Here is a 25,951-nt window from a genome sequence, read left to right as displayed (position 1 = left end):
CCCATTTAACAACGAGAATTAGACATAAGGCAACTTATTCTATGCTCAAGGCATGAAAGCGGGTGTTCTTTTGAAAATTTCGACGAAAGGCCGCTACGGCTTAACGATCATGATGGAACTTGCGGCTAAATTCGGCGAGGGGCCGATTTCATTAAAAAGCATTGCGGAGAAGAATGGCTTATCCGAGCATTATCTCGAGCAACTGATCGCTCCATTACGCAACGCCGGACTGGTCAAAAGCGTTAGAGGAGCTTACGGCGGTTATATTCTGTCCAAAGATCCAGAAACGATTTCCTCGGGAGACGTCATTCGCATCTTGGAAGGACCGATCAGCCCCGTTGATTTTACGGAAGAAGACGATCCGGCCAAGCGGGATCTCTGGCTGAGAATTAGGGATAGCATCGCGGAAGTGCTCGATTCTACGACTCTTCACGATCTGATTACCTTTAAGGGCGAGGACAAGCTAGACAACTACATGTTTTATATTTAACGGTTTATTCAAAAAGTCAGGAACTACCTATCAAGAAGGTGCAAGGCATGGATTCCATTTATTTCGATCACGCGGCGACTACGGCGATGAGTCCGGAAGTTCTTCAAGCCTACATCGAGGCTGCCTCGTTCGGGCCTGGCAATGCTTCCAGCCTGCACAGCAGCGGGAGAGCTGCCAGAGAACGGATAACATCGGCCAGAGACGTCTTTGCTACTCATCTTCATTGCGAACCCTCAGAGCTTATTTTTACAGGGAGCGGAACGGAAAGCGATAATTCCGCCTTGTTCGGAGCGGCTCTAGCGCAACGTAAGCGCGGGCGCAACGGAATCGTCACGACGGCGGTCGAGCATCACGCCGTATTGAACGCATGCCGTCAGTTGGAAGCCCAAGGTTTCTCTCTGACGGTATTGCCTGTCGATGAATTTGGTCGCGTTGCAGTAGCGGACGCGCAAGCTGCCATTAACGACACGACGGCGATCGTCAGCGTTATGGCCGGAAACAACGAAACCGGGACTATACAGCCGATTGCCGAAATCGGCGAATGGGCTCGCAAGCATAAAGCTTATATGCATGTCGACGCGGTACAAGCATTTGGTTATCTTTCTTTTGACCTTAAGGAAATGCCGATTGACTTCCTCAGCCTTTCCGCCCATAAAATCAACGGCCCCCAAGGCGTTGGCCTACTCTATGTCCGCAAGGGAACCCCGTTTCAACCGTTGTTATTCGGAGGCTCGCAAGAACGGAACCGCAGAGCCGGAACGGAAAACATTGCCGGAATCGTTGCTTTCGCGAAAGCGGCGGAGCTTGCCTACGATCAGCTTCAAACTCGATGGAACCATGTCGAAAGCATTCGAGAGGCCGTCCTTCAGAGGTTAACGGAGCAGCTTGGCGAAGATCGGTTCATAATCAACGGGCATCCTACCGAACGGCTTCCCCATATCCTCAACTTAAGCTTTACCGGCATTTCATCCGAGAGCATGCTGATGAATCTTGATTTGGCTGGTGTGTCAGCATCGGGGGGTTCTGCGTGCAACTCGGGTTCCTTGAAACCTTCGCATGTTCTGACGGCAATGAACATTTCTTCCGAAAGAGTGTCATCTGCCGTACGTTTTAGCTTCGGTTTGGGCAATACTAGAGAAGAAGCCGATAATTTGGCGAAAATAACTGCAACCATTTCAGCTCGTTTGCGTAATAGATAACAGGCGCGTTGAAATAGTCAGGAGTCCGGTTTATGTTCCAAGTACAACGGATTCTCGGCCTGCCGGTACTTCTCGAAAACGGTAAGGGCGTTGGCAAAGTCAAGGATTTCTGGTTTGACGAATTTTGGAGTCTGGTCGGGGTTATTTTAGACAGATATACCCGTTCAGGCGTAATTCGCAAAATGCCCAAGGTGGTTTATTGGGAAGATATCGTTCACTGCGGTGAAGATGCCCTGTTGATACGCAACAGTACAGTCATTGCGACTTTAGATAGCAAGCAGCTGCTGCGGACTTTCCACACCGGTGTCATCCGATTGAAGGAAATGTCGGTATATACGATCGAAGGACGGCATTTAGGAGAAATCTCAGACGTTTATTTTCAACCGTCTGAGGGTACACAAATATTAGGATATGAGTTAACGGATGGTTTTCTCGCGGACGTATTCGAGGGAAGGCGGAAATTGTTTCTGCCGGAGGCGCCTGAGAATATTATTTTGGGCGAGGATGCCATACTGGTACCGGCTTCTTACGAGCGGATACTTACGAGAGACCATACTTGGAAAGTGACAGGTGAAGACGGATGATGAGATGCCCGAATTGCAGCTCCAAAGATATTGGAAAAATCGGTTCCCACCAGTTTTACTGTTGGAGCTGCTTTATCGAACTAACGGTGAACGGTGAGAAGATGTCGGTGTATCAAGTGGAAGAGGACGGCACGTTAAGCTCGCTGGACGACTTGTTCTTCGAGGAAACTATGCCGGTTCAGATCCATGCGAACGGAATGTAAAGACGAAAGCGATTAGCACTCTGATGCTCCCAAACGGGAGGTCGGAGTGCTTTTTTGTTTCCTTTGGTTTACGGGTCGGGACAAGTACATATACTAATTGGGAATGAAGGGAAGAGGCGCGCTTGCTCGGGGGGAGATGGAGAGATGAGCCGGATGACGCAGAGTCGGTTGTTTACCGCGCTTATTTATACGATCTTGATCTTGGTCGTATTGTTTCTTGTCGTCCTCGTACGTCCCATGCTCATGTCCGTCTATGATTTTCTGAAGGCGGTATTGACGCCTTTCCTCGTCGCGATGGTGATCTCATATACGCTTAACCCGATCGTTAATATGCTTCATGACCGTAAAGTGCCTCGTACGGCAGCGGTTCTGCTCATCTATGCGGTATTCATTTCGGTGTCCGTCGTCATCCTAATGAACGTCATTCCGATGTTCATGAATCAGGTAGAGGAACTGAATGAACGGATGCCGGATTTGACGATGAAGGCGCAAAGCCTTGTCGATCATTTCAATAACAACAACGTATTGCCGGAAACCGTCAGGGATGGGATTAATCGATCGATTAGCACGATGGAGAAACAAATCGAACAACGGATCGCCGACTTTCTTAACAATATCGGTGCCGTAGTGAACGTGCTGTTCATTGCGATGATAGTTCCTTTTCTTGCGTTCTACATGATGAAGGACTTAGACGTATTCGAACGTGCCGCGCTGAAATATATCCCACGAACCAGACGCAAACACGCGGTTAGGCTCATGAAGGAAATAGACACGGCATTAGGAAGCTATATACGCGGACAGCTTATCGTTTCCTTCTGTATTGGAGTGCTTGCCTATATCGGTTACTTGATCATTGGAATGCCTTATCCGCTCTTAATGGCCGGGTTCGTGTCCCTGTTCGACATTATTCCTTACCTAGGGCCGTTCTTCGGAGCGTTCCCAGCTCTGATTATGGCGACGACGATTTCGTGGAAAATGGTGCTCATGGTTATTATCGTTAACATGATTTGCCAGAACTTAGAGAGCAACGTCATCAGCCCGCAGGTTGTTGGAAAATCGATGAAAATGCATCCTTTGACGATTATTTTGGTGCTGCTTATCGGAGGGCAATTGGCGGGAGTAGTGGGGATGATCCTGGCAGTTCCTTTCTATGCCGCGTTGAAAGTCGTCGTTCAACATGTGTCCGCCTACTATATCCATAGAAAAACCGTTTGACAGCGTCGAAATACGTTGTCTATAATTTGTATGATCATCATATTAGCAACACGTTGACGGAACATAAGTACTTTGCAGACCGCGTAATCAGAGAGAAGATTTCATGTTGCGAGCTTGCCGTAGGGCGGGATCAGCGACATGGCTGAGAAAATCTTCGATGCGAAGGGCGAAGGAAGCTCGTTTCGGAGTGCGGATTCAAGTCCGCCGGCGAAGGCCGTTATCGCTGCATGAGGAGATTGTATCTTTCGGATACAATAACCAGGGTGGTACCGCGAAAATTTTCGTCCCTGATTTTTAGGGGCGTTTTTTTATTTTTTTGGACGATTATGAGGAGGATTACCCCAATGAAACCGATGAAAGCAGCAGAAATTCGTAGCAAATGGTTAGCGTTTTTTGAAAGCAAAGGCCATAAGATCGAACCGAGCTCGCCGCTCGTTCCGCATAACGATCCTTCGTTGTTATGGATTAATGCCGGCATGGCACCGCTGAAAGCGTATTTCGACGGACGCGTGAAGCCGGAAAATCCAAGAATCGCGAATTCCCAGAAGTGCATTCGTACGAACGACATCGAGAACGTAGGCAAAACGCGCCGCCATCACACGTTTTTCGAGATGCTGGGCAATTTCTCCATCGGCGATTATTTCAAGGAAGAAGCGATCACTTGGGCTTGGGAATTCTTGACAGGACCGGAATGGATCGGATTTGATCCGGAAAAGCTGTCCGTTACGGTATATCCGGAGGACGAAGAGGCTTATCGCTTCTGGAACGAGAAAATCGGCCTTCCGCCTGAGCGTATCGTCAAGTTGCAGGACAATTTCTGGGATATCGGCGAAGGTCCATGCGGTCCTTGTACCGAAATCTTCTATGATCGCGGAGATAAGTATGGCGATCTATCCGATCCCGATTGCACGACGGGCGGGGAGAACGAGCGTTTCCTTGAAGTATGGAACCTTGTTTTCTCGCAATTTAACCATAACAAAGACGGCAGCTATACGCCGCTTCCGAACAAAAACATCGATACCGGCGCAGGCCTCGAGCGGTTTGCCTCGATTTTGCAAGACGTGGATTCGAACTTCGACACCGATTTGTTCATGCCTCTGATCGAGCGCGCCAGCGCTATCGCAGGCGTAAAATACAAAACGAACGAAGAGCATGACGTTGCCCTGAAAGTGATCGCCGACCATATTCGTACGGTTGCGTTCTCCGTAGGTGACGGCGTTCTTCCTTCGAACGAAGGACGCGGATACGTCATTCGCAGGTTGCTCCGCCGCGCGGTTCGTTACGGCAAAGTGATCGGAATCGATCGTCCGTTCTTATGGGAGCTAACGCCTACGGTAGGCGAAATCATGGGTGTCTACTATCCGGAAGTGCTGGAGAAACGCGAGTTTATCGAGAAAGTTATCCGCACGGAAGAAGAGCGCTTCCATGAGACGCTGTCCGACGGATTGGCTATCTTGGCGGATCTATGCGACAAAGCTCGCGCCAGTGGCAGGACGGTCATCTCCGGTCCGGATGCTTTCAAATTATACGATACGTACGGCTTCCCGTTCGATCTGACGGAAGACTACGCGACGGAGCAAGGCATGACCGTCGATCGGGAAGGCTTCGATTCTTCGATGCAAGAACAGCGCGATCGCGCTCGCGCGGCACGCCAAGAGACGGACAGCATGAAGGTTCAAGGCGGTCCGTTGGCAGACTACACCGAGAAGAGCGAATTCGTTGGCTATGAAGGCTTGACGGCGGAGTCGCGCGTTATCGCTATCGTAGCGGATAATCAATTCGTAGACGTAGCCGGCGTAGATGACAAGGTGCTGGTCGTTCTAGATCGGACGCCGTTCTACGCAGAGAGCGGCGGGCAAGTGAGCGACCGCGGAGTTCTATTCGGCAAAGGGATCCAAGCGAACGTGAATGGCTTGAGCAAAGCTCCTCACGGCCAATCGGTCCATCAAGTCGTCGTTACGAGCGGCCTCCTGCGAGTCGGCGATACGTTAACGGCTTCCGTTAACGCTTCCGAACGCAGCGACATCGTGCGTAACCATACGGCTACCCACTTACTGCACAGAGCTTTGAAAGACGTGCTCGGCGAGCATGTTAACCAAGCGGGATCGCTTGTGGATCCGGAACGTTTACGGTTCGACTTCTCGCATTTCGGCGCGATTACGCCCGAAGAGCTTGCGGAAGTCGAGCGTCGCGTGAACGAGCAAATCTGGATCGGAACGGAGCTGGACATCAGCTTCAAGCCGATTGCGGAAGCAAAGGCTCTTGGCGCTATGGCTTTGTTCGGAGAAAAATACGGCGATATCGTCCGCGTCGTTCGCGTAGGCGATTATAGCTTGGAGCTATGCGGCGGTTGCCACGTTCGCAACACTTCCCAGATCGGGCTGTTCAAGCTCGTCAGCGAAGGCGGTATCGGCTCAGGCGTTCGTCGGATCGAAGCGGTCACAGGCAGGAACGCTTACAATTATCTCGATGATCAGTTGAACGTGCTCAAAGGCGCAGCCGCGCAATTGAAATGCGGCGTAAACGATGTCGCTAAGCGAATCGAGGCTGTTCAAGGCGAAGTCCGCCAGCTGCAACGCGACAATGAATCGCTTCAAGGCAAGCTCAGCCGCTTGGAAGCTGCAGACCTCGTCTCGGCAGCGAAGACGGTCGGCGGTTTTACGCTTCTCTCGACCGAAGTAAACGCAGGCGGCATGGATGCCCTTCGCGGCGTGGCCGACGAGCTTAAGCTGAAGCTCGGTTCAGCGGTGCTTGTACTCGGTTCGACCTCGGACGACAAAGTCAACTTGGTCGTCGCGGTAACGTCCGATCTCGTGAAGCAAGGCCTGCACGCAGGCAAGCTGATCAAAGATATCGCAGCGATTTGCGGCGGCGGTGGCGGCGGCAAGCCGGAGCTTGCCCAAGCCGGCGGTAAAGACCCGTCCAAGCTGTCCGAAGCTCTAGCCGCTGCCGAACAGTTGGTTTTGGCTCAATTGTCCTAAGGTAATTATGGTTTGGAAGCTTTCGACCTTAGGGAGGGAAGTGAACTAGCTCTCGTAAGAGTTTACGTCCGCCTCTTGGAGCCCATTGCCTCCTTCTAGTCTAATCAAGGCAATGGGCGGAGAGGATGCGGCTGGAGAGAGTTAGTTCACTGGACTCCCGGATTGTCGAAAATCTAAACAGCACCACTAATTTCCTGTCCACCAGAGATTATGTTATTATGAATACAAGTGCTAAAGAGTTTGTCAGTGAAAGCGAGGTGCTGGAGATGAGCTCGTCGGACAACAATCATTTGGACATGACCGTCAAATTTGACGTCGTAGCGGATCCTCATGAAGTATCATCCCGCGATATTTTATTTACGGTACATGATGCCTTAGTGGAGAAAGAATATCATCCGATCAATCAGATCGTCGGCTATTTGCTCTCCGGAGATCCTGCCTTTATTCCGCGTCATAACAATGCGCGCAGTCTGATCCGCAAGAAGGAACGCGACGAACTTATCGAAGAACTCGTACGTTTCTATCTTCAGCAGAACCGTTAATCTATGCGCATCATGGGGTTGGATTATGGGGAAAGACGTATCGGCGTAGCGATGAGCGACTTGTTCGGGTGGACCGCTCAAGGCGTGGAAGTGATCGACCAGAAGGTCGTCGCCGATCCGATGGCACGCATTGTCGAGTTGATCAAACAATACGAAGTGGAGTCCATCGTCGTAGGACTTCCGAAGAACATGAATGGAACAGTCGGCCCGAGTGGGGAAAATTGCATCGCATTCGCTGAGAAGCTTAAGGAGACACTATCCTTACCTGTCCAGCTTTGGGATGAAAGGCTGACTACGGTATCCGCAGAACGCACTTTGCTGGAAGCCGACGTAAGCAGACGCAAACGCAAACTAGTCATCGACAAGATGGCCGCGGCTATATTGCTGCAGAGCTATCTGGATTCGATATCGAAATGAGGGAATCGTCCATGACGGACATTTTGAACAACGAAGAAGAAGCGGAAATTATTTATATTCCAGACGATGAAGGCAACGATGAAGCGTTCGAAGTCATCATGCGCTTCGAGCTGGACGACGGAACGGACCGCAAGTATTTAATGGTCGTTCCGGCGGACGAGGAAGACGAGGAGCAAGAAGTATTCGCGTTCCGTTACGATGAAGAGAACGACGAAATCAAGCTCTATCCGATCGAAGATCAAGCCGAATGGGATATGGTCGAAGAAACGTTCAATACGTTGATCGGCGAATTCGACGAAGCGGAAGGCGACAAGGGCTAATTATGCCGTTGCGCTAACCTTCGGGAGGAAAGTAAATGACTAACAATGACAACGGGAGCAAAGAGCTTTCCGCGTTGCGACAAGCTTATGGCGATCAAGTGGAATTGCATGACGAAGACGGAACGGGCCAAATCTATCGAATATTGGCCGAACTTACCGTGAACGGCAGCGATTACGCTATTCTTCAGTCCAAAGAGATGCAGCAAGAGGATGAGATTGAAGTATTCAAGATCGTAGCGAACGCGGACGGAGAAGCTCAGCTTGAAACCGTTACGAATGTAGATGAGTGGGAACTTGTCGAAGAAGCGTTCGACGATTCTCAATTTGGCAGTGACGACCAGCCTTAAGTTGTAAGTGATGAGAGCGGGCGACCGCTCTTTTTCACGAAAAAGGGGCTGCTGGAGGGGACATAACGTGAGTAGAGATGATGAGCCGACATCGGGTTGGAAATCCATATACGGCGATAAGATTGAAGGCGATAACGACAAGGCGACGGGGACGCGCGAGACGGCGGCAGCTACGGAAACGACCGGATATTCCCGCATGACGAGGTCCGCATCCGCACAACGCTCCGACGTTCAGCGGAACGATGCTCCGGCCCCTCAAGCTTCGCAAGGAGGAACAACGGCCAGGACGACATCGGTACCGCCAATTCGGCGCCGTAAGCCGCGCGTCTTGCTATGGTCCTTTCTTATCGCGTTGGGGTTAGTATTAGCCGTGCTTGGCGGTGTCTTGTTCTATTTATGGAATGGACTGCGTCCGGCTAAAGCTTCTGCTACACCGGTTAAAATCACGATCAATTCTGGGATGAGAGCGCAGAAAGTTGCAGAAATGCTGGAAGAAAACGGACTTATACGCAGCGCGTTTCTTTTTAGCGGATGGTTAAAGCTCGAAGGAGAAGGTTCCCGTTTCCAAGCTGGCGAATACGAGCTTACTCCCGGTATGAGCCGGCAAGAGATCGTAGCGAAGCTGAATTCGGGAGATATCGTCGCCGGGGCAACGATTCGGTTCACGATTCCCGAAGGATTCACGGTACAGCAAATCGCGGCAAGGCTGGCGGAAACCGCGGGCATCGACAAAACCAAGTTTCTTGAAGCAGCCGCAAAACCTGAACAGTGGACAGGATCTCTATGGACTAAAGCTCTTCCTAACGATAATAGCCTAAGATTCCCGCTAGAAGGTTATTTATTCCCTGAGACGTATGAGATGAAGCGCGGTAGCACGGAAGGCGATATTATTAATCGGATGCTTGCCGAACTTGACCATAAGCTCGACCAATTGCCGGAAGACTGGCAGAGCACGCTGGAGGAACGCGGACTTACCGTTCATCAATTGCTGACGATCGCCTCGCTCGTCGAGCGTGAAGTCGTCGTGGATGAAGAGCGGCCGATCGTTGCAAGCGTCATCCAGAACCGTCTGAAGAAGAAGATGCCGCTTCAAATCGACGCGACGATTCAATATTTGCTCGACAAGCAAAAGGAACGTTTACTCGAGGTTGACCTGAAGGTAAATAGCCCGTACAATACTTACTTGAATGCGGGGCTTCCGCCTGGTCCGATCGCAACGCCGAGTTTGAAGTCGATCGAAGCGGCGTTGTACCCGGAGAAAACCGATTATTTCTATTACGTAACCAAAAAAGACGGAACTAATACCCATCTGTTCGCGGTTACTTACAAGCAACATCAGAAAAACATCCAGTTAAGCGAGAAAAACGTTAAATAAACAATAAAGACGCGTTTTATAAAACGCGCTCCGGCCCGGCTAGCTTGTTCGACGTACCTGAGGGTACCGCGGACAGGCGAGCCGGGTCGAAGATTTCCCGGAGGTGTATCCCTATTACAGCCTTAACTCCCGAATTGCTAATATCCGCCGCTTCCCTGGAACAGGCGGAAAAATACATTGAAGCAGGCGCGACGGCGATATTAATCGGCGAATCGCGTTTTGGCATGAGGCAGCCAGGCGAGATTACTTCGGATCAGTTGAAGGATGTCGTCGCCGCTGTTCACCGGCTAGGCGCGAAAGCCTACGTGAATATGAATAAGCTTTTTCGAAATGACGAATTGGCATGGATTCCGGAATACCTCCAACTGTTGAAGGACGCAGGGGCGGATGCAATCGTATTCGGAGATCCGGCGGTATTAATGAACGTGAGGCAGTATGCACCTGGTCTGACCATGTTCTGGAATGCGGAGATGACCGGGACGAATTCGTCCGCCGCATCTTATTGGGGGCGCCGCGGAGCTTCTAGGGCCGTCGTCGCAAGAGAGCTGAACGAAGAAGAAATCGTGGACCTGAAACAAAAAGCAGCGATGGAAATCCAAATTCAAATTCATGGAATGACGAACATTTATCATTCTCATCGAAATTTAGTGCAAAGTTATTTGGAGCACCTTGGCAGAGAAGCGACGCTTATTCGTAAAGGAGCGGACAAAGGTTTGTTCTTAGTCGAAGCCGAGCGTCCGGATGAGAAATTTCCCGTCTACGAGGATGACAATGGGACTCATGTTATGAGCCCGGATGACATATGCCTACTGGAGGCTCTTCCGGAGCTTATTCAAGCCGGCGTGAACAGTTTGTATGTGGAACCCTTGCTCAAATCGGAACCATATAACTTAGCCGTGTTGAGAAGTTATCGGCAAGCGCTGGATCTATGGGGAAGCAACCCCGAACGCTATCGATTCGATCCGAAATGGCTCGCGGATATTCAGAAGCTACAAAATCCCGAGAGAGAGCTAGGATTCGGATTTTTGTATAAGGAACAAGTTTACTAAGATGAGCTCCACAAAGGAGGTAATCAGGATGAACCAAACTTTAACGCAGGATGCCCCGCGACTTAAAGGGAAGAGAAACCGGCTTGACAAACCGGAGCTGTTGGCGCCCGCGGGTAGCTTGGAGAAGCTGAAATTCGCCGTACATTACGGCGCCGATGCCGTATATATCGGAGGACAGAAATACGGTTTGCGTTCGAATGCCGATAATTTCAGCTTCGAGGAAATGCGCGAGGGAGTGCAGTATGCGGCCCGATACGGCGCTAAAGTATTCGTTGCTACGAACATATATGCCCACCAAGAGGATTTGGAAGGCGTAGCGGAGTATCTCAAACAGCTTGAGGACGCGGGAATTGCCGCTATCATCGCCGCTGATCCGGCCATTGTGGAAACCGCGCAGAAGTACGCACCGAAGCTGGAGGTTCATCTCAGCACGCAACAATCGACGATGAACTGGCAAGCCGTTCAATTCTGGAAGGAAGAAGGATTGCCGCGCGTCGTGCTTGCCCGTGAAACGACAATGAATGAAATCAGAGAGATGAAAGCACGGGTTGACGTCGAGCTTGAAGTGTTCATTCATGGCGCCATGTGTTCTTCCGTATCCGGTCGTTGCGTGCTGTCCAATCATTTCACGGACCGGGATTCGAACCGCGGCGGGTGCTGTCAGTCATGCCGTTGGAAATACGATCTTCACGCGGACGAGCAATCTGTTATGGAGCCGGGGCAAAATCCTTTCACGATGAGCTCCAAAGACTTGTGCATGATCGAGCATATTCCTGATCTGATCGATGCGGGCGTGGACAGCTTCAAGATCGAGGGGAGAATGAAGAGTATTCATTACGTAGCATCGGTCGTAAACGTATATCGTCAAGCCATTGACGCATATATGGCCGATCCTGAAGGCTATCATCTCCGCCCGGAATGGGTAGAGGATATTGGTAAAGCTGCCAACCGTCCTTTGAACACCGGTTTTTTCTATGAGGTTCCGGGAGCGGGAGAGCATATTTACGAAGCCGAAGAGAAGCCGGCACCTTATGATTTCGCCGCGGTGGTGACGGATTATGATGAAGAGACCGGAATCGCTACCGTACAGCAACGCAGTCCGTTTCGTCCGGGAATGGAAGTGGAGTTTTTCGGTCCGGGGGGCAGGCAATTCATTCAGCAGATAGCCGATTTAACGGATGAAGTGGGTAATCCTTTGACCGTCGCTCGACATCCTTTGCAGAAGGTTTGTTTAAAAACGGTGCATCCGGTTAGGCCGCTAGATCTAATGCGCAAACGGTTGGATTAAAAATTTTTTAAAAAACAAGAGGAAATATAATTATACTTGTCGAATTGTTACATTAAAGTAAACGTTGCGGCCCTTGCGACCGATATACTTTATGTATACTTTTTCGGCAAGTTTTTTTCTGCCGCAGGTCAGTCGTCACTACATAGTTGGAGGGTCATAGCAGATGGATAAATCGTGGCGTGAGAAATTGGGAAGCGGAAATTGGAAGAAATCGGTCCGCAATGTAAGCGGTTTAACAAAAAACTTTGGTAACAAGCTGAAAGAAACAAAGGTGGAGAACCCTATTCGTTCTGTTGGGATGAAGCTTTTTCTACTCATCTTCAGCAGTATTCTCGCATGCGTACTTTCATTAGGCTGGTTCTCTTACTCGAAGTCTAGTTCGATTATTCAGAAGAAGGTTGCCGATTCCAGCAGTCAGACCGCGGAACAGACGGCAGGTAAAATTGCGTTGCTCCTGAAAGGTTACGAACGTCAATCGTTACAATTTATTACGGACTCCAAGTTTATCGGGTTCTTAAGTTCGATGTCGATTTCGGAAGACGATTACGAGAGATTCGACTTGTCCAGACAGCTTACCGAGAAGATGAGCAGCATTGCTATGGCGGACAGCAGTTACGAATCGATATCGTTGATCCCGGCCGATGCGGCTGGTCAGGTCATGACTACTGGCGGTTCGATCAACAAGGAAGAATTTCTGAAATTACCGTTCCTCAAAACGATCGCGGATGCGAACGGCAAGGCGGTATGGAATTCGACGATGGCTTCAGGCTTGGATGGAGGTCGTAATGTCCCTACTTTCGCGTTAGGACGTATGATTAACCAAGGCAAGCCGTATTATTTGATTCTTGAGATCAAAGCCAAAACGTTGGATGAACAGATGAAAACTGTAAACTTCGGCGAGAATAGTTCTTCCTATATCATTTCCCCCGACGGTACGATGATCTACGGTCCTGACGAGAAAAAATGGGGATCAAAGTACGAATATGAAGTCCCGGGAGATACGGGTACCGCTACAATTAGCATGGACGGAACGAAAACATTGTCATCGGCAGGCGTAATGGAGCTCAACGGTTGGAAGTTGATCGGGAATATTCCCGTAGCTTCACTAGTGAAGGACGCTAAAGCGATTAGCAACTTAACATGGATTATGACCTTTGTTGCTGCGCTTATTGCCGGAGGGATCGGATTAATCGTTATGTTGTCGGTTGGCCGTCCGCTTGGTCAATTAAGAACGTTGATGAACGAAGGGGAACGCGGGAACTTGACGGTGCGTTCAACCATTCGCAAGAAAGACGAGATCGGCCAAGTGTCCGATAGCTTCAATCGGATGATGGAAGAAATCACCGGGCTAGTTCGTCAGACGAACAAGTCCGCGCAAGAAGTGCTCGAGACGGCCGGTGCGTTAACGGACTCTTCTCGCAAGACGGCTAGCGCAGCCAAGGAAATTGCCGTGGCGACGGAAGAAATCGCCAATGGGGCAACTAATCTTGCAGTCGAGTCGGAGAAAGGGACAGATTTGACGGTCCAAATTGGCGAACAAGTTACTTCGGTCATCAACTCCAACGTCGAGATGGGGAATTCGGCTAACGAAGTCGAGGAAGCTAGTCGCAAAGGTTCCGTGTACATGGGAAGCTTGATCGAGAAGACGGGTCAGACGGAAGAAATGACTCGTTCCATGGTTGGAAAAGTAGATAAATTGAAAGATAGCACACGTTCTATCCGCAAAATTTTAGACGTATTAGGCAATATGGCCAAGCAAACCAATATCTTATCCTTGAACGCGACGATTGAAGCGGCGAGGGCAGGGACTGCAGGGAAAGGTTTCATGGTCGTTGCCGACGAGATCCGCAAGCTGGCAGACCAAACCCGCGAGTCAATCGGCGTCGTTGGAGGAATCGTAGAAAATATTCAACGCGAAATCGATGAAACCGTTAACGTGCTTTCCGATGCGTACCCGATTTTCAAAGAACAGATCGAATCCGTACGGGAAGCGAATCAGATTTTCGTTATCGTACAAGATAACATGGGTAGCTTCGTGCAGCGGTTAGAATCGGCAACGGATTCCGTTCGTCATCTGGAAGATGCGCAAACGACATTGTCCATGGCGATGAGCAACGTGAGCGCGGTCGCTCAGGAAGCATCCGCTACATCCGAGCAAGTAGCTTCCCTCAGCAACGAGCAATTGAACATTAGCGACGGTTTAGTCCAATTGTCCAATCGACTGGAATCCGTATCCGGACAATTACGCGAGTCGTTAAGTCGTTTTACCGTATCTTAATCGTATAACGGGTGTTAGAGGCCGGAATACAAATTCATAGATTTGCTAAGCAGACAGGGTTACTCCTGTCTGCTTTTTATTTGTAGTTATTTGGAAATAATAAAGGAAGGAGATTGTAGGATTAGGAGTTGGGGCTTATGAGCCGAAATTGGACGATAAGAACTTTTCACGTTCTGTTATTTATCGCTATTTTATTCGGGATAGAGGGTGCGAGATTAGCATGGTTGCAGCTCGGTTTCGGTGGATCCAGAACGGCAAGCGGTTCGCTTAATCAAAGCGCGTTCCTACAGCATTCCGACGGGCTAGTGCTGGATAGCGGACGCGGACAATTCCTTGATCGGAAGGGACGGCTTCTTACGGGGGTTACCGTCCAGAGTCTGGCGGCATTCCCTGCTAACGGGAAGCCTCGAGGTTCTAATCAAGACTTACGATTGTTAGCTTCTTCTCTAGGAGTTGAAGAGAACGCGCTAGAGGCATGGCTTGCCGGTCTTCGCGAGCCCCATACGTGGAACGGGGCAGATTCTGACCGTGCGCTCAATATGACGAAACTTCAGATTAACGCCGCGGAACGGTCCCGTCTGCTTGGCGTTGCTGTCGTGCCTTTCGTAAATCGATATTCTGCCGATTTTCCTCCTATTCATGCCGTGGGTTACATTTCCCAGCACCCGGAACGGGTTCAACAGCTGTACGGGAATCGACTGACGAAACATCGGATGAGCTTGAAGAGCCCGGTTGGAGGCTCTGGATTGGAGAAATCGATGGATCGATTGCTACAAGGACGGGGTCCGACCACGGTCATGCAGATGACGGATGCGAATAGGCATCCTTTAGAAGGGTTGGGGCTGAGAATTTCAGCTCCGAAAAATCCGCATTTTCCGATTCAAGTGACTACGACTTTGGATTTGGATATTCAACGAATCGCGCAGAACGCCATGGACAAATACGGGATAAGTAAAGGGGCAGCGGTAGTCTTGGATGCAACCAACGCGGATATCCTCGCAATGGTGTCCTTGCCGCGTCTTGATCCTTATCATATTGGTGCGAGCGAGGCGGATGAACGGAATCATGCGCTCGTGGCGGCTCCTCCTGGCTCTGTATTCAAGACGGTGACGCTAGCCGCCGCTATCGAAGCAGGAGTAACTAGCTTCGACGAGACGTTCTATTGCGACGGCCATTACGGTAAATACGGCTTGAAATGCTGGAAAGAAGGCGGGCACGGTAAGCTTACGTTAGAGCAAGCCTATGCTCAATCTTGCAATGTGGTGTTTGCCGGGTTGGCAGAGCGGATGGATGCGGCGTGGCTGCAAATTACGGCGGAACGGATGGGCTTCGGCCGGCAAGTCGGCTGGCAAACGGATAGCTTCATTGATGGCAAACCGTTAAGGTTGCTTGGCGAGGAAGAGAAGGGATCGATTTTCCTTAACAAACAGACCGCTCAGGATGGAGGAGTGAGGACGGGAACAGGGATTGGGCAGCGGGATGTGAGAGTCACGCCGTTACAGGTAGCCAACGTGGCGGTTACTTTATTGCATAATGGACAAGTGTTTTCCCCTAGGTTAGTGAAGGAGGTCCGTTATGCGGACGGCGGGCTAATGGCTTCAATCAACGTGAAATCTGCCCCTTCTAAATACGGCCAGATTGAACCGCAAACAGCGAGGCTGATCCGGGAAGGGATGAGAGCGGTCGTGCGGGAAGGTACGGCTGAGCATGCGCTGAGGAACGCCAAGTGGCCGCTTGCCGGCAAATCGGGAACGGCGGAGCTTTCGGGCAAACAAAAAGCCCGTAACGACCAATGGTTCGTCGGTTACGGGCCTGCGGATGGAGAGGCGCGCTATGCGGTTGCCGTACTGATCGAAGACCAGCCGGCAGGCTTACGCAATCGCGGGGCGACTTTATTCGGTGAGATTATGAACGGACTTCGTCTTCAGGAGCAGCGGCTGCTGTCTCAGGCTGAGGCGCAAAAGGAGAAACGTTGAACTCCTCTTTCGGGAAACGGATCCACCTGTGGAAATAGCCTTGATCATATAAGGCTTTCAGCAAGATCATTAGGATCGGAGCTAATATGAGCCCCGATACGCCGAATAACGATAAGGAGACCATCATGAAGGCTAGCATCGTAAAGGCGGATACGCCGACGGTCTGGCCGGTGATGCGAGGCTCCAAAAATTGTCTTGTCAAGGTAACGACGAGCAAAAGGGCCGTAAGCCAAATGGCGAGGCTCGTTTCGCCGGTAATAAACAAGTACGCGATCCAAGGAATGAATAACGTATTCACGCCGAGCAGCGGCAGGACGTCGAAGATTCCTGCCAGCAGCGCGATGGAAAAGGAGTTATTTACGCCGAGCGCCAACAACGATACGAAGATGACGATAAAGGTAACGCTGATTAGTTTGCCTTGCGCTTTAAGATAAGCTCCCATTCCTTTGAACACGTTATTGCGCAAAAACTCGAATGCGATTTTTAACGTTTTGGGCGCCCGGTCCCTGCTCAATTTTTTCCACGATTCAATCTCGATGCTTAAGAAATAGGCGAGAACAATGGCGATCGAGAAATTGAGGATGAAGGAAGAAAAGGAAGTTAGGAACCCGACCAACCAATTCAGGAATTGGCCTGCCCATTTCGCTCCTAGGTCCGTCACTTTAGCCGTAGCTTCGGTTAACTTCTCTGTAATATCAGGAGGCAGAGCTTCCATTCGGCCTTGAACGTCAACCGAAATTTTGGCCACTTGATCCTGCAGCAGCTTCTGGTATTTCGGCAAATCATCGGCTAGTTGGGTAATTTGCATGGTGAATATGAACCCAAGGCCAATGAATATAGCTAGAATAACGAGCATGAATAACATAATACTTATTCCGGAGGCGATAGATTTCGGCATGCCCCAACGGTTCAGTCGACGTGCAAGGGGCTCGATCATCCAGAAAATAAGGAAAGACAAGAAAACAGGTGTCGCCAGATTGTACAAATAACTGAATATGTACATCGTAAGCCAAACCGTTAGCACGATGACGCCAATATCGAAAGCGGTCCGCCAATATTTTTGATACAAAGAAAACATCCGTTTAGCCACCCTTTTTGTATTCGATTATGAGCAAGGCCATTCCATTTATTTTTTATTGTACACGATAACAAAAAAGATGCCTATACAATGCCTATTTTTCGGAAGGTTATGATAAAATAGAAGACAGGCATGAAACCGCGAGCAGATTAAATACGGCAATCAAGATGGTGGGGAAGGCATGGAAATCATCCTTTGGATCGGTTTTTATTTTTTGACTTTTTACGCTTTTTTACCGGCTCTCGTTAGTCGGATTTTTGGTTTTAGGGTGTTTATGAAAGGGAAGTCGGAATCCGATATCGCGCTGACGTTCGATGACGGACCGGATCCGGTATATACACCTCAATTGTTGGACTTGTTGAAAAAGCATGGAGCGAAAGCGACATTCTTCGTCGTAGGGGAGAACGCGGAACGGAACCCGGATATTATCGCCCGTATTCATCAAGAGGGCCACATTCTAGGCATTCATAATTACGTTCATCATACTAACTGGTTCATGCGCCCAAAAACGGTCAAGCGGCAAATTCATCGTACTTCGGATGTCATTAAGCGCATTACGGGAACGCGACCGATGTATTACCGTCCGCCATGGGGAATCGTGAACGTATTCGACTATGCGAATCTAGGGTACTTACAAATCGTATTATGGACTTCTTTGTTCGGGGACTGGAAGAAGCGGGTTGGCGCGGAGAAGCTTTATCGAAGAATGAGGCAAAAGCTCAAACCGGGGCAAGTGTTCCTGCTGCATGATTGCGGGATTACCTTCGGTGCAGATAAGGATGCGCCTGCGAATACTCTTTCGGCATTGGAACGAATATTGGACGATGGTCGGGGGTTGGGATACCGCTTCGTTGGGGTCGACGACTTGATCGCGGTGACTGAACGCGCGAAGAACAAGAAGCAAGTCGATGATCAGGTTACGAGGAGATCCGATATGAAGAGCGGCGAGAAGGAAGAGATTAGCCCTAAGATTAGTCCGTTCAAGAAAGTGATCGTTAGCCTGTGGATGGTGTACGAGAAAGTGTTCCACTTGGTGTTTAGATTACGTCCCGTCGGAGCGGGTCATTTCTTCAATTATCGGATACGCCGATATTCGGGTCCGCCGATGGACTTGCAGGACAATCAAACGCTTCGTTCCGGCGACCACATCATGGAGATTCATTTCGAGAACCAGATGTTGTTCGATCTTGGCATGAATTCGAAGTCGACTTTACAAATCGGGATTCGGATCATTCGGGAGATGGAGAAAGCATTGCCGGATATGGCCAGAGAATTAGCCGTAGCTCCGAATGGCGATAAGGTTAAAGCGCTTTATGGGGTATCCATGATCCATCGGGGATCAGAATCACTCGGCTATAGGAATTTTGACTTGCCGCGGGGATTATTCGCATGGATGACGAATCTTTATTTGCGATTCCTTATCCGGGTTATTCACCCGTCAGGCAATCAAAGAGTGCGAGAAAAAGGGGATTCCATGGCGCCTCGCATGCTCCTTATGCCGCGTCACATTCTAATGACATGGGCGGACGAATCGCGTCCGTCGCGGCGTCCGAAACGCGGTCAGGATACGAAGTCGGATTCGGGAATCCAGACAATCGACGAAACTGATTCGCAAGACCTCGTAGCGCAATTCGAAGAGGGCGCTGTCGGCAAGCTTGTTTAATAGCGGAAGCAGGTACTGGGTAAAACCGGTACCTGCTTTTTTTTGATTCACTTGAGGGGAGTGTGGGCTGCAGTCAGGTAAAACCGGACTGCGAGTTGGGACACAAGGAAGAAATAAAAATAGGAGGAGCAGGAATTTATTCCTGCTCCTCCTATTTGGAGTTACTTGAATTACATTTTCATAACGCCGCCGCGGCTGGCGTTGGTGACCATTGCGGAATAACGTGCGAGGTAACCGCGTTTGATCTTCGGTTCGAATCCGGACCATTCGGAACGACGGCGATCGAGCTCTTCGTCACTGACTTCGAGCGTGATCGTACGGTTGTTCATGTCCAGTTCGATGATATCTCCGTCATGTACGAAGGCAATCGGTCCGCCTTCAGCCGCTTCCGGAGAGATGTGTCCGATCGCGATTCCGCGGGATGCGCCGGAGAAACGTCCATCGGTAATTAGCCCAACTTTCGTTCCAAGTCCCATACCGACGATCTGGGATGTCGGAGCAAGCATTTCCGGCATGCCGGGACCGCCTTTAGGGCCTTCGTAACGAATGACAACGACGTGCCCTTCTTTGACTTTGCCTTCGGCGAGGCCTTGAAGAACGGCTTCCTGGGAATCGAAACAGATCGCAGGACCGCGGTGGTAGCCGCCAACCGATTTGTCTACTGCGCCGACTTTAATGATTGAACCGCCCGGTGCAAGGTTCCCGAAGAGGACGGACAAACCGCCTTCCTTGGAGTGCGGATCGTCGATTGGGCGAATAACCGAATGATCGGTAATTTCCGCGCCCTCGACATTCTCGCGAAGCGTCTTGGCGGAGACGGTCATTACGTCTCCTTGCAACGCGCCTTCTTTTTTGAACAGCTCGTTGATGATCGCGCTCACGCCGCCCGCGTTGTGAAGGTCTTCGATGTGGTGATCGGAAGCGGGAGCAAGCTTGGACAAGTAAGGTACGCGTTTAGCGACCTCATTGATACGCTCGATCGGATATTCAATTCCAGCTTCATGGGCTAGAGCTAATGTGTGAAGTACGGTATTCGTGGAACCACCCATCGCCATGTCGAGTGCGAATGCATTGTCGATGGCATCCAGCGTGACGATGTCGCGCGGTTTGATATCTTTCTTGATCAGTTCCATCAATTGCGTAGCGGACTTTCTAACGAAGTCGCGACGTTCCGGAGCGACCGCCAGAATAGTTCCGTTACCTGGCAACGCTAAGCCAAGCACTTCGGCCAGACAGTTCATGGAGTTTGCGGTAAACATACCGGAGCAGGAGCCGCATGTCGGGCATCCGTATTGTTCAAGCTCGGTTAAGCTCTTCTCGTCGATCTTGCCGGTCATGAATGCGCCGACGCCTTCGAATACGGACGTTAGGGAGATGGCTTTGCCATCGCTCGTGCGTCCGGCCTTCATCGGTCCTCCGCTGACGAAGATCGTCGGGATGTTAACGCGAAGCGCGGCCATCATCATCCCCGGAGTAATTTTGTCGCAGTTAGGAATACAAACCATGCCGTCGAACCAGTGAGCATTAACGACCGTCTCGACGGAATCGGCAATGATCTCGCGGCTTGCAAGGGAATAGCGCATACCGATGTGACCCATCGCGATTCCGTCGTCGACGCCGATTGTATTGAATTCAAAAGGAACGCCGCCTGCTTCGCGAATGGCATCCTTAACGATTTTGCCGAATTCCTGGAGGTGAATATGTCCTGGAACGATATCGATATACGAGTTACAGACTGCAATGAACGGTTTGCCGAAATCTTCTTCTTTAACGCCTGCTGCACGCAGCAAGCTACGGTGCGGTGCGCGGTCGAAGCCCTTGGTAATCATGTCTGAGCGCATTTTTTTATTAGCCAATGATAAGTCCCTCGCTTTCGGATAAACCGGAATGTCATATCCTTGATTTTATCACACAACGAGTTGGCTTGACCAGATAAGGCTTAGGAATCTCATCGATCATTAATGTTATGTTAATGTTATGTTTTAACCAAAATTCAACAATAATTACACAAAAAATGTTTATATTATGTAATAAAACTTAACATAAATGATTTACATCTTGAACTTGTTTTCCTATAATGGGAAGAAAGTTCAGGGAGGGAGACAGAGAATGAATCTGACGGAACGCGAAAAAGAGAAGCTGCTCATCACGGTAGCTGCCGATCTCGCCCATAGGAGACTAGCGCGCGGAGTGAAGCTCAATTATCCCGAGTGCATCGCATTGATAACATCCGCGATTATGGAAGGCGCAAGGGATGGGAAAACGGTAGCGGAAATGATGGCATACGGTACTACGCTGATTACTCGCGATCAAGTGATGGAAGGCGTGCCGGAAATGATTCACGAAGTGCAAGTGGAAGCGACCTTCCCCGATGGAACGAAGCTGGTAACGGTACATCAACCGATTGCATCTTACTGAGGAGGCAACGAAATGATTCCAGGTGAGATTAAGGTGAGAACAGGACAACTGGAACTGAATGCGGGAAGGCGAAAGGTTGAAATCATTGTGAACAACGTGGGTGACCGTCCGATACAGGTAGGCTCCCATTTTCACTTCTTCGAAGTCAATCGATCGCTTCGTTTCCCCAGAGAGCAAGCATACGGAATGAGGTTGGATATTCCGGCGGGAACGGCCGTCCGGTTCGAACCGGGCGAAGAGAAGCCGATCGCGTTAACCGAACTGGGCGGAGCTAAGCTGTCGTTCGGCTTAAACGGAATTTCCAAGGGCGTTGCCTCGGGAGAGGTGTCGCCAGAGGTGGCGAATCGGCTTAAAGCTTGGAGCGATCTTGCGTAGCAATACGATCAACATTATACGAGGAACGGGCATTTGGAAGGAGAGAGCGAGCATGCGCATGGATCGTCAAAGCTACGCCGGGATGTTCGGTCCGACGACGGGGGATGCAGTTAGGCTGGCAGATACCGGCTTGTGGGCGGTTATCGAGCAGGATTATACGGTATACGGTGACGAGTGCAAATTCGGTGGCGGTAAGGTCATCCGAGATGGCATGGGCCAATCCAGCCGCGCAATCAGAAGCGAGGGTGTTCTGGATACGCTGATAACCAATGCGATGGTCATCGATCATTGGGGGATTGTAAAGGGTGATATCGGGATTAAGGACGGAGTTATCGTCGGTATCGGCAAAGCAGGCAATCCGGATATCATGGACGGCGTCCAACCGAATATGGTCGTCGGCGCGAGCACGGAGGTCATTGCCGGAGAAGGGAAAATCGTAACGGCGGGCGGGATCGATACGCACATCCATTATATTTGCCCGCAACAGATCGAAACCGCGTTATCCTCAGGGGTGACGACGATGATCGGAGGAGGAACGGGGCCGGCTACAGGCACGAACGCAACGACCTGCACTCCGGGAGCGTGGCACCTTAGGCGGATGTTGGAGGCGGCTGAAGCCTTTCCGATGAACCTTGGATTTCTGGGAAAAGGAAATGCTTCGACCTTAGAACCGCTAATTGAACAGATAGAAGCAGGGGCTATCGGACTTAAGCTACACGAGGATTGGGGGACAACGCCTGCGGCAATAGACGCTTGTCTAACGGCCGCGGATCAGTACGACGTTCAAGTGGCGATTCATACCGATACGTTGAACGAAGCGGGCTTCGTCGAGGATACGCTTAGGGCGATCGGCGGAAGAACGATCCATACGTACCACACGGAAGGCGCAGGCGGAGGTCATGCGCCAGACATTATTAAGGCGGCCGGGGAACCCAATATCATTCCTTCCTCGACGAATCCTACCCGACCTTTTACCGTTAATACGATTGAAGAGCACTTAGATATGCTGATGGTGTGCCACCACTTGGACAGTAGCATACCGGAAGACGTCGCATTCGCGGATTCGCGGATTCGCCCGGAGACGATTGCGGCGGAAGATATTTTGCACGATCTTGGGGCGTTCAGCATCATCAGTTCCGATTCGCAAGCGATGGGTCGCGTAGGAGAAGTGATTACCCGGACTTGGCAGACGGCGGACAAAATGAAAACGCAAAGAGGACCGCTAGCTGGCGATGACGCGGAAGGGCATGGGGACAATGAGCGAATTAAACGGTACGTGTCTAAATATACGATTAATCCGGCAATCGCGCATGGCATCTCCCATGTCGTCGGTTCCCTTGAAATCGGTAAATGGGCCGACGTAGTGGTGTGGAGCCCGGCCTTCTTCGGCGTGAAGCCGGATATGATTCTGAAGGGCGGGAGCATCGCTTACGCTCAGATGGGAGATCCGAACGCTTCCATACCTACGCCTCAGCCGGTATTCGGTCGTCCGATGTTCGCTTCATACGGAAAGTCTTTGTTTCATAGCTCGATTACGTTCGTTTCGCAAGCGGCTTACGAGAAGGGGATTGCTTCCGAGCTTGGTTTGCAGAAAAGAATCGAGCCCGTCGTAAACTGCCGCAACATCGGGAAGAAAGACATGATCCGCAATGACGCGACTCCTGCTATTGAAGTAGACCCGGACACCTATAAAGTTACGGTTGACGGTGAGCTGGCGATCTGTGAGCCGGTTTCGGTCGTTCCGATGGCCCAGAGATATTATTTGTTCTAGAGAGGGAGATACAGTCGAAGGGAGGGGGGGCTGACGGTGGAAGGAAGTGCAACCTCAAATCAAGAAACATGGCTATCCTTGCAATTATTGCTTGATTCAGCGTTGCCGGTCGGCAGCTTCGCCCATTCCTTCGGTTTGGAGTCGCTCGTGCAAGATGGGCAAATCCAGGATGGAGCGAGCTTGCGGGCGTACATGGAAGCGATGCTGAGGCATAGTTGGGCGGCTAGCGATCTAATGATCATTAAAGCCGTCTATCACAGTTCTATTGATGAGGGGGATACGTACGCGTATCAAATCGAAGAGCTCGTACACCTTCAGAGATTGGCGCCGGAATCGCGGGACGGAATGGAGAAAATCGGCCGAAGGCTGCTAAAGCTAGCCCCAGAACTATTTCCATCGATGTCGGCGTTGTTCCGCCGGGTTCAAGACGATATTCGCTACGGCCGTTGCTTAGGTAGTTATCCGCTTGTATATGGCTTGATCTGCAGAGGGCTTCGGGTTCCGCTCGATCAAGCGGCGGAAGGTTACTTATATACAGCGGTAGCGACATGTGTGAACGCGGCTTTGCGGTTGATCTCCATAGGCCAGACGCAGGCGCAGCGAATAACGGCTTCCTTATTCCAATCTATCGCGATAAGTTGGGCCAACGTCAAGGAAATGGATCCGGCGGATGCGTACAGCGCAATGCCGCTTGCGGAGCTCGCGATGATTCGGCACGAGACGTTATATTCCCGACTATTCATGTCTTAACTTACGAAATTACTCAAATAACGGAGGAATGAACTATGTGCCAAGGTAAAGAAGGGCATCATCATCATGAATGGGAAACACCGCAAGTCGCGGGAGGACGCCCCATGCGGATCGGAATCGGAGGGCCGGTCGGATCCGGTAAAACAAAGCTGGTCGAGCAGCTCGCCTTTCAATTAAAGGATAAAATCAATCTCGCGGTCATCACGAACGATATCTATACGAAGGAAGATGCGAGGATTTTGTCCGATACGGGATGCTTGCCTAACGATCGGATTATCGGAGTGGAAACGGGAGGGTGCCCGCACACGGCCATTCGAGAGGACGCATCCATGAATTTTGAGGCGGTCGAGGAGTTGGAGCATCGTTTTCCCGATTTGGATTTGATCTTGATAGAGAGCGGCGGTGACAATCTGGCAGCGGCTTTCAGCCCGGAACTGGTAGACCGTTTCATCTACATCATCGACGTGGCCCAAGGGGAGAAAATTCCTCGCAAAGGCGGTCCCGGAATTATGAGATCGGATTTGCTTATCATTAATAAGATCGACCTGGCGCCGTACGTGGGGGCGAGCTTGGAAGTGATGGAGCATGATTCCCGCCATATGCGCGGCGAAAGGCCGTTCGTCTTCACGAATCTGTTCGGGGGGCAAGGATTGGATACCGTCGCAGCATGGGTAGCCCGGGAGACAGGCCGTCATGAGGCGGTTGTCTAGCTTGGCGGATAGGGCTACGGTCGACCTTCCGATCGGCGCCGATTTGCCCCCGGTAACCGAAAGGCTCTCCGAGCTTCGAGCCGTAGTCGGCTTAGCTAACGGCAGACCGGAGCTCTTATCCCGGTACCATACGTCTCCTTTGAAAATCGCCAAAACTTTCGCCCTGTCGAATGGGGATTGGAAGCAGTTGGCTGTCATACAGATGGACGGTTCTCCCGGATTGCTGGAAGGAGATCGTTACGTGTTCGATTGGGAACTGAAGGAAGGGGCTCGCCTCTATGCGACGAACCAAGCGTATACTCGAGTTCATCCTTGCGAATCCGGCCGATATTCCCGGCTCCATCAACGATTTAAGCTGCGAGCGGGTTCCGTGATGGAATGGATGCCGGAGCCGGTCATGTTATTTCGGGATGCTCGGTTCGTTTCCGAGACGGACATCGATATGGATGAAGGCTCGGTGTGCGTACTAGGGGATATTTTCTGTCCGGGAAGATTGTCGAGGGGAGAAGCATTTGCTTTCGGCGTCTATGATGCGAAGGTGACCGTACGTTACCGAGGAAAGCTAATCCACTATCAGCGACAGAAGTGGGAACCTTCCCTCTTGGAGATCGATAATGCCGGCTGCTTCGGAAGCTTCACCCACTTAGGGTTATTCTCCGTATTCTCTGATCGAATATCGCCTGATTTAGTGGAGAATGTGCGCGAAGCGTTGGGGAGGCCGGGAGCAGTACCTGAAGGCGTCCGTTACGGCGTCGCACGAACGGCACGCCACGGCCTAGTCGTCCAAGCGGCTGGCCATGCGGCGTGGAAGCTGCAAAGGTTGCTGCTCGTCGCTTGGGACAGCGTGCGGCAGCAACTCATGAATCAGCCTCCGCTTAGGCTTCTTAAGGAAGCTTGGATGAGCGGCGTGAACAACTGAAAA

24 protein-coding genes are annotated in these 25,951 nt (G+C 50.8%); 22 read left to right on the top strand and 2 right to left on the bottom strand.

Annotated elements, in window-relative coordinates:
* Positions 1 to 70: 70 nt before the first annotated feature.
* The 15 genes from cymR to L3D05_RS17140 all read left to right on the top strand — a co-directional run bounded on the left by cymR (position 71) and on the right by L3D05_RS17140 (position 16,264).
* Positions 71 to 490, top strand: a complete 420-nt coding sequence (gene cymR / locus L3D05_RS17210; protein WP_094041756.1) for a cysteine metabolism transcriptional regulator CymR — start codon at positions 71 to 73, stop codon at positions 488 to 490.
* Positions 491 to 537: 47 nt separating this feature from the next.
* Positions 538 to 1,689, top strand: coding sequence for a cysteine desulfurase family protein (locus tag L3D05_RS17205; protein ID WP_239617533.1), 1,152 nt, complete (start codon positions 538 to 540; stop codon positions 1,687 to 1,689).
* A 32-nt stretch (positions 1,690 to 1,721) separates the two neighbouring features.
* Positions 1,722 to 2,273 carry a PRC-barrel domain-containing protein gene (locus L3D05_RS17200; RefSeq protein WP_239617532.1) on the top strand — a complete coding sequence of 184 codons (552 nt, stop codon included), beginning with the start codon at positions 1,722 to 1,724 and terminating at the stop codon, positions 2,271 to 2,273.
* The gene (locus L3D05_RS17195) at positions 2,270 to 2,476 is read left to right on the top strand and encodes a YrzR-like zinc ribbon domain (RefSeq protein WP_239617531.1); all 207 of its coding nucleotides are present in this window, start codon (positions 2,270 to 2,272) and stop codon (positions 2,474 to 2,476) included. Before L3D05_RS17200 ends, L3D05_RS17195 begins: the two co-directional genes overlap by 4 nt.
* A 144-nt stretch (positions 2,477 to 2,620) precedes the next feature.
* Positions 2,621 to 3,691, top strand: coding sequence for an AI-2E family transporter (locus L3D05_RS17190; protein ID WP_239617530.1), 1,071 nt, complete (start codon positions 2,621 to 2,623; stop codon positions 3,689 to 3,691).
* 353 nt (positions 3,692 to 4,044) lie between these two features.
* Positions 4,045 to 6,672 (top strand): alanine--tRNA ligase, encoded by a 2,628-nt coding sequence (gene alaS, locus L3D05_RS17185; RefSeq protein ID WP_305037457.1) that lies wholly within the window; start codon positions 4,045 to 4,047, stop codon positions 6,670 to 6,672.
* A gap of 266 nt (positions 6,673 to 6,938) precedes the next feature.
* Entirely contained in the window at positions 6,939 to 7,214 is a 276-nt protein-coding gene (locus L3D05_RS17180) for an IreB family regulatory phosphoprotein (RefSeq protein ID WP_239617674.1), read from the top strand.
* Between the two features lie 3 nt (positions 7,215 to 7,217).
* Positions 7,218 to 7,631 (top strand): Holliday junction resolvase RuvX, encoded by a 414-nt coding sequence (gene ruvX, locus L3D05_RS17175; RefSeq protein ID WP_239617528.1) that lies wholly within the window; start codon positions 7,218 to 7,220, stop codon positions 7,629 to 7,631.
* Positions 7,632 to 7,642: 11 nt separating this feature from the next.
* Positions 7,643 to 7,951, top strand: a complete 309-nt coding sequence (locus L3D05_RS17170) for a DUF1292 domain-containing protein (protein WP_239617527.1) — start codon at positions 7,643 to 7,645, stop codon at positions 7,949 to 7,951.
* 35 nt (positions 7,952 to 7,986) lie between these two features.
* Entirely contained in the window at positions 7,987 to 8,298 is a 312-nt protein-coding gene (locus L3D05_RS17165; protein ID WP_239617526.1) for a DUF1292 domain-containing protein, read from the top strand.
* A 67-nt stretch (positions 8,299 to 8,365) separates the two neighbouring features.
* Positions 8,366 to 9,673 carry an endolytic transglycosylase MltG gene (gene mltG, locus L3D05_RS17160; RefSeq protein ID WP_239617525.1) on the top strand — a complete coding sequence of 436 codons (1,308 nt, stop codon included), beginning with the start codon at positions 8,366 to 8,368 and terminating at the stop codon, positions 9,671 to 9,673.
* Between the two features lie 113 nt (positions 9,674 to 9,786).
* Entirely contained in the window at positions 9,787 to 10,722 is a 936-nt protein-coding gene (locus L3D05_RS17155; protein WP_239617673.1) for a peptidase U32 family protein, read from the top strand.
* Between the two features lie 28 nt (positions 10,723 to 10,750).
* Positions 10,751 to 12,010 (top strand): peptidase U32 family protein, encoded by a 1,260-nt coding sequence (locus L3D05_RS17150; RefSeq protein ID WP_239617524.1) that lies wholly within the window; start codon positions 10,751 to 10,753, stop codon positions 12,008 to 12,010.
* Between the two features lie 163 nt (positions 12,011 to 12,173).
* Complete coding sequence (locus L3D05_RS17145; RefSeq protein WP_239617523.1) at positions 12,174 to 14,288, top strand: methyl-accepting chemotaxis protein; 2,115 nt, start codon at positions 12,174 to 12,176, stop codon at positions 14,286 to 14,288.
* 137 nt (positions 14,289 to 14,425) lie between these two features.
* Positions 14,426 to 16,264, top strand: coding sequence for a peptidoglycan D,D-transpeptidase FtsI family protein (locus L3D05_RS17140; RefSeq protein ID WP_239617522.1), 1,839 nt, complete (start codon positions 14,426 to 14,428; stop codon positions 16,262 to 16,264).
* Here the strand turns inward: L3D05_RS17140 and L3D05_RS17135 are convergent.
* Positions 16,194 to 17,342 carry an AI-2E family transporter gene (locus tag L3D05_RS17135; RefSeq protein WP_239617521.1) on the bottom strand — a complete coding sequence of 383 codons (1,149 nt, stop codon included), beginning with the start codon at positions 17,340 to 17,342 and terminating at the stop codon, positions 16,194 to 16,196. The two genes, L3D05_RS17140 and L3D05_RS17135, sit on opposite strands and share 71 nt — an antisense overlap.
* A 181-nt stretch (positions 17,343 to 17,523) precedes the next feature.
* Between L3D05_RS17135 and L3D05_RS17130 the strand changes: the two genes are divergently transcribed.
* Complete coding sequence (locus L3D05_RS17130) at positions 17,524 to 19,005, top strand: polysaccharide deacetylase family protein (protein ID WP_239617520.1); 1,482 nt, start codon at positions 17,524 to 17,526, stop codon at positions 19,003 to 19,005.
* Positions 19,006 to 19,175: 170 nt separating this feature from the next.
* Here the strand turns inward: L3D05_RS17130 and ilvD are convergent, their stop codons facing one another.
* Positions 19,176 to 20,846: a dihydroxy-acid dehydratase gene (gene ilvD / locus L3D05_RS17125; RefSeq protein ID WP_239617672.1), complete on the bottom strand. Its 1,671-nt coding sequence runs from the start codon at positions 20,844 to 20,846 to the stop codon at positions 19,176 to 19,178.
* A gap of 268 nt (positions 20,847 to 21,114) precedes the next feature.
* On the opposite strand from ilvD, the gene L3D05_RS17120 reads away from it, so the two are divergent.
* The 6 genes from L3D05_RS17120 to L3D05_RS17095 are packed head-to-tail and all read left to right on the top strand — an operon-like array spanning position 21,115 to position 25,948.
* The gene (locus tag L3D05_RS17120) at positions 21,115 to 21,423 is read left to right on the top strand and encodes an urease subunit gamma (protein ID WP_239617519.1); all 309 of its coding nucleotides are present in this window, start codon (positions 21,115 to 21,117) and stop codon (positions 21,421 to 21,423) included.
* 12 nt (positions 21,424 to 21,435) lie between these two features.
* Positions 21,436 to 21,798: an urease subunit beta gene (locus L3D05_RS17115; protein ID WP_239617518.1), complete on the top strand. Its 363-nt coding sequence runs from the start codon at positions 21,436 to 21,438 to the stop codon at positions 21,796 to 21,798.
* 58 nt (positions 21,799 to 21,856) lie between these two features.
* Positions 21,857 to 23,569, top strand: coding sequence for an urease subunit alpha (gene ureC / locus L3D05_RS17110; protein ID WP_305037456.1), 1,713 nt, complete (start codon positions 21,857 to 21,859; stop codon positions 23,567 to 23,569).
* 36 nt (positions 23,570 to 23,605) lie between these two features.
* A complete protein-coding gene (locus tag L3D05_RS17105) occupies positions 23,606 to 24,319 on the top strand; it encodes an urease accessory protein UreF (RefSeq protein WP_239617516.1) in 714 nt (237 codons plus the stop codon).
* 35 nt (positions 24,320 to 24,354) lie between these two features.
* Positions 24,355 to 25,029, top strand: coding sequence for an urease accessory protein UreG (gene ureG / locus L3D05_RS17100; protein WP_239617515.1), 675 nt, complete (start codon positions 24,355 to 24,357; stop codon positions 25,027 to 25,029).
* Positions 25,013 to 25,948, top strand: coding sequence for an urease accessory protein UreD (locus L3D05_RS17095; protein WP_239617514.1), 936 nt, complete (start codon positions 25,013 to 25,015; stop codon positions 25,946 to 25,948). Before ureG ends, L3D05_RS17095 begins: the two co-directional genes overlap by 17 nt.
* Positions 25,949 to 25,951 lie beyond the last annotated feature (3 nt).

This window comes from Cohnella mopanensis, assembly GCF_022352055.1.
GTDB classification, from domain to species: Bacteria; Bacillota; Bacilli; order Paenibacillales; family Paenibacillaceae; genus Cohnella; species Cohnella mopanensis.
Note: the sequence above shows the minus strand (reverse complement) of the source record. Positions and strands in the feature narration are given on the sequence as shown.